This is a genomic window from Pseudomonas sp. CC120222-01a, from assembly GCF_003097235.1.
Classification (GTDB): Bacteria; Pseudomonadota; Gammaproteobacteria; order Pseudomonadales; family Pseudomonadaceae; genus Aquipseudomonas.
In genome coordinates this window covers 1-10,408 of sequence record NZ_QEQQ01000048.1, presented here as the reverse complement: position 1 = coordinate 10,408, position 10,408 = coordinate 1, and the positions used below count along the sequence as shown (strand labels likewise).

At 62.6% G+C, this 10,408-nt stretch carries 5 protein-coding genes and 2 rRNA genes; 3 read left to right on the top strand and 4 right to left on the bottom strand.

Going from position 1 to position 10,408, the window contains the following annotated elements; translation table 11 throughout:
• Together N430_RS29000 and N430_RS28995 are read left to right on the top strand one after the other, a co-directional pair.
• Window positions 1-5,943 (top strand): immunoglobulin-like domain-containing protein (locus N430_RS29000; RefSeq protein WP_256592200.1); only part of this gene is annotated, 5,943 nt, incomplete at its 5' end.
• Between the two features lie 81 nt (window positions 5,944-6,024).
• Complete coding sequence (locus N430_RS28995) at window positions 6,025-6,366, top strand: tryptophan synthase subunit beta (protein ID WP_110639999.1); 342 nt, start codon at window positions 6,025-6,027, stop codon at window positions 6,364-6,366.
• A gap of 37 nt (window positions 6,367-6,403) precedes the next feature.
• On the opposite strand, the gene lapD is transcribed toward N430_RS28995, so the two are convergent.
• Together lapD and lapG are read right to left on the bottom strand one after the other, a co-directional pair.
• Window positions 6,404-8,350, bottom strand: coding sequence for a cyclic di-GMP receptor LapD (lapD, locus tag N430_RS28990; RefSeq protein WP_110639997.1), 1,947 nt, complete (start codon window positions 8,348-8,350; stop codon window positions 6,404-6,406).
• 10 nt (window positions 8,351-8,360) lie between these two features.
• On the bottom strand, window positions 8,361-9,107 hold the full coding sequence (gene lapG / locus N430_RS28985) for a cysteine protease LapG (protein WP_178083418.1): 747 nt from the start codon (window positions 9,105-9,107) through the stop codon (window positions 8,361-8,363).
• 218 nt (window positions 9,108-9,325) lie between these two features.
• Here lapG and N430_RS28980 point away from each other — a divergent pair, with 218 nt between their 5' ends.
• Window positions 9,326-10,015, top strand: coding sequence for a GntR family transcriptional regulator (locus N430_RS28980; RefSeq protein WP_110639998.1), 690 nt, complete (start codon window positions 9,326-9,328; stop codon window positions 10,013-10,015).
• A gap of 77 nt (window positions 10,016-10,092) precedes the next feature.
• Here N430_RS28980 and rrf (N430_RS28975) read toward each other — a convergent pair.
• Together rrf (N430_RS28975) and rrf (N430_RS28970) are read right to left on the bottom strand one after the other, a co-directional pair.
• Window positions 10,093-10,208 (bottom strand): 5S ribosomal RNA (gene rrf / locus N430_RS28975).
• 109 nt (window positions 10,209-10,317) lie between these two features.
• Window positions 10,318-10,408 (bottom strand): 5S ribosomal RNA (rrf, locus tag N430_RS28970); the annotation flags it as partial.

Genomic DNA, 10,408 nt, shown 5'->3' with positions numbered 1-10,408 from the left:
GGCAACTATGAAAACCTGGTGGCGAACAAGGCAGCTGTCAGCACCACCGTGACTGACGTCCAGGACACCACCACCGTTACCCTCACCGCCACACCAACTGTGGCCGAGGGCGGCACCATCACCTACACCGCCACCGTCGGCGCCCCCGTCACCGGCAGCCCGGTGGTGATCACCCTGGCCAACGGCCAGAGCATCACCATCCCGGTTGGGCAAAGCTCCGGCACTGCCACTGGCGCGGTGTCCAATGACGTCTACCAGGGCCATGCCGCCGTCACCAACAGCATCAGCAACGTCAGTGGTGGCAACTACGAGAATCTGGTCGCCGACAAGACTCAGGTCAGCACCAGCGTCACCGATGTGCAGGACACCACCACCGTTTCACTGTCGGCAACGCCGAGCGTGGCCGAGGGTGGTCAGATCGTTTACACCGCGACCCTGACCAATGCCGCGCAGTCGCCAGTGACCGTCACCCTGAGCAATGGCCAGACCATCACCATCGCCGCCAACCAGACCTCCGGCAGCGTCGCGGTTGCCACCCACGGCGATAACCCGTACCTTGATGCTGGGCAGGTCAGCGCGCGCATTACCGGCGCAACGGGGGGCAACTTCGAGAACCTGGCGGTCAACAGTACGCCGGCAGTGACCAATGTCACCGATACCGTTGACACCACAACCGTGAACCTGACCGCCACGCCATCGGTAGCCGAGGGCGGGACCATCGTCTACACCGCCACGGTGGCCGCGCCAGTCACCGGCTCTGCTGTGGTGGTGACTCTGACCAATGGTCAGACCATCACCATTCCGGTCGGGCAAAGCTCCGGCACTGCCACTGGCGCCGTGACCAACGATGTCTATCTGGGGCACGCAGCGGTCACCAACAGCATCAGCAACGTCTCCGGCGGCAATTACGAAAACCTGGTGGCCAACAAGGCCGTGGTCAGCACCACAGTCACCGATGTGCAGGACACCACCACGGTCTCGCTGTCGGCCACGCCGAGCGTGGTCGAAGGTGGCCAGATCACCTACACCGCTACCCTGACCAACGCTGCGCAAACCGCCGTGACGGTAACCTTGAGCAACGGCCAGACCATCACCATCGGCGCCAACCAGACCTCCGGCAGCGTCACCGTCGCTACCCACGGCGATAACCCGTACCTAGATGCAGGCCAGGTCAGTGCACAAATAACCAGCGCGTCGGGCGGCAACTTCGAGAACCTTGCAGTCAACAGCACGCCCGCAGTGACCAACGTCACCGACACCATCGACACCTCGACCGTGACCCTGGCCGCCACGCCGTCGGTAGCCGAAGGCGGCACCATCGTCTACACCGCGACCGTCACCGCCGCCGTCACCGGCAGCCCAGTGCTGGTGACCCTGGCCAACGGCCAGACCATCACCATTGCCGTCGGGCAAACTTCTGGTACGGTCACCGGCACCGTCACCAATGACGTGTACCTGGGCCATGCACCGGTCACCAACAGCATCACCGCCGTCAGCGGCGGCAACTACGAAAATCTGGTGGCCAACAAGACAGCGGTCAGCACCACCGTCACCGATGTCCAGGACACCACCACCGTCACCCTCACCGCCACGCCAACCGTGGCCGAGGGCGGCACCATCACCTACACCGCCACCGTCAGCGCGCCGGTCACCGTCACTCCGGTGGTGGTGACCCTGACCAACGGCCAGACCATCACCATCCCGGTCGGCCAGAGCAGCGGCACCACGACCGGCTCGGTCACCAATGATGTCTATCAGGGGCATGCAGCCGTCACCAACAGCATCAGCAGCGTCTCCGGTGGCAGCTATGAGAACCTGGTGGCCAACAAGACCGTGCTCAGCACCAGCGTCACCGATGTGACCGACACCACCACCGTCACCCTCACTGCCACGCCAACCGTGGCCGAGGGCGGCCAGATCGTCTACACCGCGACCTTGACCAACCCGGCACAGACAGCCGTCAGCGTGACCCTGAGCAATGGCCAGACCATCACCATCGGCGCCAACCAGTCCTCCGGCAGCGTCACTGTGGCGGCGCCAGCCGACGATGTGTACATCGACGCCTCCACGGTCAGTACCACCATCACCAGCGCCACCGGCGGCAACTTCGAAAGCTTGGTGGTGAACACGGCGCCAGCGGTCACCGCCGTGACCGACACGTTGAACAACACCACCCTCGGCATCACCGGTTCGGCCACCGTCGCCGAGGGCAATACCGCCACCTACACCCTGACCCTGAGCAACCCGCCGCAGACCGATGTGGTGGTCAAGCTCAGCTACAGCGGCACCGCCACCAACGGTGTCGACTACACCGGCGTGGCCACCGTGACCATCAAGGCCAACAGCAACACGGCGACCTTCAGCATCCCGACCATCAAGGACAACATCACTGAAGGCACCGAGACCTTCACCATCAAGATCGACTCGGCCACTGGCGGAAACTTCGAGGGCCTTGTCGTCAGCAACACCGCGGGCAGCATCACCACCCAGCTGTTCGAACCCGCACCCGTGCTGGACCTGGACGCCAACGACTCCAGCGGCAAGACCGGCGCCGACTTCCAGACCACCTTCACCGAAAACGGCAGCGGCAACTCGATCAGTGACCTGGACATCTCCATCACCGACTTCGACAGCACGCAGCTGACCGGCGCAACCGTCACCCTGACCAACGCCCAGGCCGGCGATGCGCTGAACCTGGGCAGCAGCGTCAATGGCATTACCATCACCTCCAGCGTGACCGCCGGCAAGGTGGTGCTGACCCTGACCGGCAACGCTTCGCTGGCCGACTACATGCAGGCGATCAAGAACATCACCTTCGTCAACACCAGCGAAGACCCGAGCACCACGCCGCGCATCATCACGGTCACGGTCACCGACGGGGTCAACGTGTCCAACACCGCCACCACTACAGTCAACGTGGTGGCGGTCAATGACGCACCAGTGTCCGCCGGCGGCGCCGTCACTGGGGTCGAGGACACTGCGGTAGTGCTGACCTGGAGCAACTTCAACGTCACCGACGTCGACAGCCCGGTCTCGAGCCTGGGCGTGACCATCACCCAGCTGCCGACCCTCGGCACCCTGCAGTACAACAACGGCACCGCCTGGGTGAACGTGGCCCTCAACCAGACCATCAGCCAGGCTGACATCAGCGCCGGCAAGCTCAAGTTCGTGCCGCTGGCCAACCAGTCGGGCGTCGATGGTTATGGCGGCACGGGGGTGGGCAACAACCAGGCCGACTACGCACAGATCAAGTTCAAGCCCACTGACGGCGTCACCCCCGGCAGTGAAACCGTCTTGAAGGTGGACATCACCCCGGTCGCCGACGCACCGACGCTGTCGATCGGAAGCAACAGCGTCAACTCGCTGGGCCTGACCAAGGAAATCTGGACCACCCTCACCGGCCTGGGCACCAACGGCAACGGCATTACCGGCGATGCACTGAAGACGGTGTTCACCAACTCTGGCACCGCCACCTCGTCCACGACCATCACCAATGTACAATCCGACTCCAGCGTAGCGGCGCAGAGCGGCTCGAAGACCTCCGGCCTGGTGTACCTGGAGGCCGGCAAGACCTATACCTTCAGCGGCAACGCCGACGACAGCCTGCTGGTGAACATCGGCGGCAAGAACGTCGTCACTGCCACCTGGGGCTCGGGCTCGGGGACCGTCTCGGGCACCTACACGCCGACCACCAGCGGCTACTACACCCTGGAGATCTACCACGCCAACCAGTCCGGCCCGGGTAGCTACGACGTCAACATTTCGGTCAACGGCAGCGCTGCCGGCGACTTCAACAGCACCACGATCCCGATGTACCAGAACGTCACTGCCCTGACCAACGCGGGGGTCACCGTATCCGACCTGCACGGTAGCAACGGCACCCAGGGGTACTACGATGGCTACAAGCTCAACGAAGGCCCGGAAAACGGCAGCGTCAAGCTGGTGGGTATCGGCAGCAGCCTGACCGATACCGACGGCTCCGAGACCCTCAGCGTGAAGCTGAGCGGTATTCCGGCAGGCTCGGTGATCAGTGACACTGCCGGGCACACCGCCACCGTGGGCGCCACCGCAGTCGATGTCAGTGGCTGGACGTTGAGCAGCCTGACGATCAAGCCACCGGCCTACTACAGCGGCCAGTTCGACGTGAAGGTCAGCTCGACCTCCACCGAGTCGGTGGGCGGCAGCTTCGCCACCACCGAAGGCACCCTCAAGGTTACGGTCTACCCGGACACCTACACTACCAGCCAGCTGACCACCGCCAATGACAGCACCACCGGTACCTACGGCGATGACATCATCATCGCCGACAGCGCCGGCCTGCATATGACCGCCGGCACCAACTACAACCTCGCCTTCATCGTCGATACCTCGGGCAGCATGAGCACCACCGGCATCGACGCGACCAAGGCGTCGCTGGCCACCACGTTCCAGACGCTGCTGGCGGATGCCAAGGCCACCGGGGTCGGCACGGTCAACGTGCTGCTGGTGGACTTCGCCACCCAGGTCAAGAGCACCGTCTCGGTCACCCTCAACGACGCTGGCCTCAAGACGCTGCTGAACGCCCTGAGCGGCATGAGCGCGGACGGCGGTACCAACTACGAGGATGCCTTCAAGACCACCGCAAACTGGTTCCAGAACCTGAAAAACGCCGGTGTCACCGGCACCAACCAGACCTACTTCCTCACCGACGGCCAGCCGACCTACTACCAGACCGGCGAGCAGACCAACCCGACCCTGGCCAACAGCTCGGTCAAGCTCGACACGCTGCTCAGCAACGTCAGTTACAAGATGGGCGACACCCTCACCAACTACCAGCTGGACACCAGCAACCGGGTGTCGATCGACACCACCGGCAAGCTCACCGCCGAAACCCGCAGCTTTGACCTGCTGAGCCTGAGCTACAAGTGGACCGCCGTCACCACCGGCCTGATTCACGCCGAAGGCAACGGCGGCTATGAGCTGTCGAAACTGGCCGGTACCGGCAGCACCACCACCAGCGACACCTTGACCAACGCCACCTCGAGCTTCGCGTTGCTCTCGGCGCTGTCATCGGTCGAAGCCGTCGGCGTCGGCACAGGCATCGCCGCCACCGACCTGAAACCGTTCGACAGCGACGGCGTGCCTCAGGTCAACGTCGACCCGAGCAAGATCAGCGATGCGATCCTCGGCCACACCGACCAGACCATTGCCGGTGCCGACACCATCAGTGGCGGCGATGGCCACGACATCATCTTCGGCGACCTGGTGAGCTTCGACTCGATACCCGGCAGCGGCATCGAGGCCGTGCAGGCCTTCGTCGCCACCAAGCTGGGCGTGGACACAAGCCTGGTGGATGCCAAGGTGATGCACCAGTACATCAGCGAGCATTACACCGATTTCGACCTGTCGCGCACCAACGACGGCGCCGACACCCTGATGGGTGGCGGTGGCAACGACATCATCTTTGGCCAGGGCGGCAACGACTACATTGATGGCGGCAAGGGCAACGACATCCTGCTCGGCGGCACCGGCAACGACACTTTGCTCGGGGGCGAAGGCAATGACCTGCTGTTCGGCGGGGCCGGCAACGACACGCTGATCGGTGGCAAGGGCAACGACATCCTAAGCGGTGGCGCCGGCGCCGATACCTTCGTGTGGAAAGCCGGTGACATCGGCCAGGACGTGATCAAGGACTTCAAGCTCAGCGAAGGCGACCGTATCGACCTCACCGACCTGCTGCAGGGCGAGCGCGGCTCAACCATCGACAACTACCTGAAGATCACCACGACGGGTGGCGAGTCGACCCTGCAGATCAGCACCGAAGGCAAGCTCAATGCTGCTGGTGGGCTGGCCAACGCAGACGTGAGCATCAAGCTGGAGGGGGTGAACTGGTCGAATACCACGATCAACTCGTTGATCAGCGGTGCCGACCCGACCATCAAGATCGACAACAACAACAGCTGATTGGCAGGCGCGGCCAGGCAAGATTGCCTATGCTGCGCCAGGAACCACCATCAAGGAACCGGGGTGACGAGGATGGAAGCACTGTTCTATGTGCAACGCGACCAGCAAGGGCAACTGGAGCGGGTCGAGCCCGTACCGTACGCCGACCACACGGAAGTCCTGCCGGCCGACCATGCCGAAATCCAGGAGTGGTTTGCCGACGATGTCGTCGAAAACAGCCTCAAGCAGCTCAAGCAGAGCGACCTGGACATGATCCGCGTGCTCGAGGACCTGATCGAAGTGCTGACGGCCAAGGGCGTGTTCAGCATCACCGACCTGCCGGCGGGGGCGCAGGCCAAGTTGCTCAACCGCTCCACCGCGCGCAAGGCGCTGGGCAGCTTGAACAACTTGATTGAGGAAGAGGAGGAAGGCGGGCTGATCTGAAATCACCGGGGGCGCCTTGCGCCCCGGCATGCTTGAATCAACGCCAGGGCGCCGGCTCGCCGACCAGTTGCCCCTGGATACCACCGACGCCCATCTCCACCAACACCAGCCGCTCGCCTTCGGTTTCCACCCGCTCGGCAATCAGCGGCAGGTCGATGCTGTGCGCCGCGCGCTGGATGGCTTCGATGAACAGTCGCTTATGCTGCTCCTGATCAATGTTGCGGATGTAGCTGCCATCGATCTTCAGGTAGGCCAGGCCCAGGTGCGCCAGGTTGCCGATCATGCTGAAGCGCCCGCCGAAGCGCTGCAACGCCAGGCCGAAGCCCAGGCTGTGCAGACGGCGGGTGAGTTTTTCCAGCGCGGCCTGTTCGGGCAGTTGCTCCTCGCCGATCTCGAAGATCAACCGTGAGCCCAGCGCTGGATGCTGGCTCAGCAACTCGTAGACACGCTGCAAGGCCTTGGGGTCGGCCAGCGTTGCAGCCGACAGGTTGAGCGCCAGTACCTGATCATGGCCACGCAGGTGTGCCAGCACCTTTTCCAGTACTAGCAGGTCCAGCCGCGACATCCAGCCAAAGCGCTCCAGCCACGGCAGGAAGCGACCGGCAGGCAAAGCCTCGCCCTGGTCATCGTGCAGGCGTGAAATCACCTTGTGATGAAGGACCTGCTGCGTCTGCCTGGCATTCACGACAGGCTGGAAGAACAACTCGAACCGACCTTTGACGAACGCTTCGTCCAACCGAGTGTGCCAGGCATGCTGGCTGTCGCCAGCCACCGCGGCCACGCCCTGCTCAAGGCATACCCAACCCGGGGTCGGCTGATTCTCGGCACGCGCCAGTGCCTCGTCAGCCAGCTTGAGCAATGCCTGCGGCGCGTCACCGGGGCTGAACGGAGCCAGGCCGATGCAGGCAACCGGGTCGACATCGCTGGCGCCTGTTTCGTGCAGGCTCTGCAGCGTTGCCTCCAGTGCCTGGGCGAGCTGCACGGCTTCCTCGTGGACCATGCCAGGGGCCAGCACGGCGAACTCACCACCACGGCTGCGGGAAATCAAGTCGTTGGTCTCCGGGAAGCTGGCACAAGTACGCCGTAGCTGCTCGCCTACGGCCTGCAGCAGCTGGTCGGTGCGCTGGCCACCCAGGCGAGCGTTGAGCCCGGCCAGGCCCTGCACACGCAGCAGCAGCAGGTAACCGGCACGTGCCTCCTCCAGGTTGCTGACCCGAGCAGTCAGCTGCATCTCGAAATATCGCCGGTTGGACAGGCCGGTGAGGCTGTCCTGATAGGACTCCGCCCGCAACCGCTCACTGCGCTCGGCCTGTTCGGTGAACAAGGCCTTGAGCTTCTCGACCATCTGGTTCATCGCCTGCACCACACGCCGCAACTCCGGCGTGCGCGGCAGCTCCGGCAGGCTGAGGAATTCGCGCCGGGCGATGGCGTGGGACTGTTCCACCATGTAGTCCAGCGGTCGCAACTGGCGACGCAGCAACAGTGCGCCAAGCACCGCACTGGCGGCACCACACAGCAGCAACCAGCCGAGGCTGCCCAATGCGCTTTGCCAGAGCTTGGCGATGGCAAACATCGGGTGGCTGATCACCTCGACCCGCGCAGCCTGCTGCCAGCCCCGGCTGACGATGGCATCACCTCCGGCCGCTTCCAGCCCAATCAGGTGGATGAACCACGCTGGCACACCGCCTGGGTCCGGCTCTGCGTGGCGCTCAACCAGCACCGCATTGGAGCTTAGGTCGACCACCTTGATGCTGGCGTAGTAGCCGCTGTCGAAGATCGAGCTGACCATGAGTTCGACCATCGCCGGGTCATCGATATTCGGCGTCAGCGACAGTGCCAGCGCAGTAGCCGCATCCTGGGCGTGGGAGCGCAGCTGGTTTACGTACTGGCTGCGCGAGCTTTCCAGGCTGACCATGAAGCTGCCGCTGAACGCGACTACCAGGAACAGGCAAATGGCCAACAGCAATTGTTTGAACAGTGACATCTGTGCTCCTTCAGTAAACCGGTTCGGCCGGGAACCCTTCGGCCTGCATTTTCTTCAACAAGTCCTGCCAACGGGACAGGCGCTTGGTATCACCGACCTTCTTGTTGCCCGCAGCGCCGGTCAGCCACAGACCTTCACCATTGAAGGCGTACACCGGCAGCAAGTCGGTGCGCTGGCTGGCCGGCTTGATTGCGTCCATCAGGCTATCGAGTACCAACGGCTGCGCCTGTGGGCTTGAATAGTAGGTCAGCACCATGTGCGCGCGGTTCTGGCGCAGGGCCTTGACGTAGGTGATGCGCAGCTTTTCGCTGGGGATCCCCATGCGCCGCAGGCTGAAGTACTTGGCGATGGCGTAGTCCTCGCAGTCGCCGGCGCCTTTGATTAGCGCCTGGATGGGCGTGGCCCAGTAGTCGACCTCGTGCCACAGGTCGATATCCTCGACGTAGCGCAGTTGCTGGTTGAAGAACTGGTTGACCACCTGCAGGCGCTGCATCTCGCTGCCCTGGCTCTGGGTGGCCATCAACCGTTGCCAGGCATCGATGCGGCCCTTGCCGGCGCCCAAAGGGCCATACAGGGCTTCGGACTTGCGACTGATCTCGGCAAAATCCCAATCCGCATGCAAACCGCCCAGCAGCAAGCTACCTAGCAGCAGGGCAAGGCTGAAACGTCGCACGGCGGTTTTGAGCAGCCAGGTAATCGCCACTGCGAGGCCCTGTTCAGGTCGTTCCAAAGCAGCGATGGTGCGGCCTGGCCACATAAAAGACAATGGCACCGCGCAATCATGTAGCCGATGGTCGGCTGGCTATAACTTTATTGTTAGCGCTTAGTGTGTGTCGCTTCCTTTGCCGGGAAAACTCATCCACCATAATTGTCAGCGTGGGCCGCTCGCGCCGTTGCGGGCGCAGGTTTGACAAGCCCCCTTGCCTGTCACTAGTGTCATTGGATCCAACATTCTGTCGTCGAGGCACACTACGCTTGGCCGAGAAAATCAAACTCAGTAACGTGCTGGCTAGCGAACAGCTGCCGGCACACCAGGCCCGTGGCGTCATAGAAGAACGCTTGCGCAGCGCCATTCTCGATGGCCGCCTGCCACCTGGCACCGCCGTACGCCAACAGGAAATCGCCGACTTGTACGGCGTCAGCCGTATGCCGGTGCGCGAGGCTCTGCGCCAGTTGGAGGCGCAATCGCTGCTGAAGGTGGAAATGCACAAAGGTGCAGTGGTCGCACCGTTGATTGGCGAGGACGCCGTCGACACCTATGCATTGCGCGTGCTCCTGGAGAGCGAAGCGCTGCGCCAGTCGATCCCGCTGCTCGATGCTGATGACATCGCCAATGCCCGTGGTTACATCCAGCAACTGGAGAACGAAACCAGCCACGCGGAAATTGGCCGCCTCAATCGGCTGTTCCATATGGCGCTCTATAGCAAGGCTTCCAACCAGAAACTGCTGCGCCTGATCGAGAACGAGCTGAACGAGGAAGAACGCTTCCTGCGCTTTCATTTATCGTCCATGGGGCTGGGCAAGCTGACCCAGGACGACCATAACGCCCTGGTCGATGCTGCCGCTGACAAATTGGTCGATGAGGCGATAAGGGTGCTGGAGCAGCATCTGAACAATGGATCGCGGGTGATCAGAAACTACCTGGATAAACAACTCGGCCGCTAGCGCTTAACACCAGGGTGTTTTGACCCGGAAAAGAAAAAGCCCCTGTCTGCAACGCAGACAGGGGCTTTTTGTTTGAATCTTGACGATGACCTACTCTCACATGGGGAAACCCCACACTACCATCGGCGATGCATCGTTTCACTGCTGAGTTCGGGATGGGATCAGGTGGTTCCAATGCTCTATGGTCGTCAAGAAATTCTGTGTGCTGGCCCGTCGCTTTGACGTGCCTGCGAATCTCTGTAGTTCCTACTTAAAGACAAAACCCCTACCTGCATGCGCAGATAGGGGTTTTGCGAAATGAATCTTGACGATGACCTACTCTCACATGGGGAAACCCCACACTACCATCGGCGATGCATCGTTTCACTGCTGAGTTCGGGATGGGATCAGGTG

Bases quoted from the DNA above. Each gene is read 5' to 3' on its own strand.
- lapD (WP_110639997.1), bottom strand. From the start codon at position 8,350: ATGTCACTGTTCAAACAATTGCTGTTGGCCATTTGCCTGTTCCTGGTA.
- lapG (WP_178083418.1), bottom strand. From the start codon at position 9,107: ATGTGGCCAGGCCGCACCATCGCTGCTTTGGAACGACCTGAACAGGGC.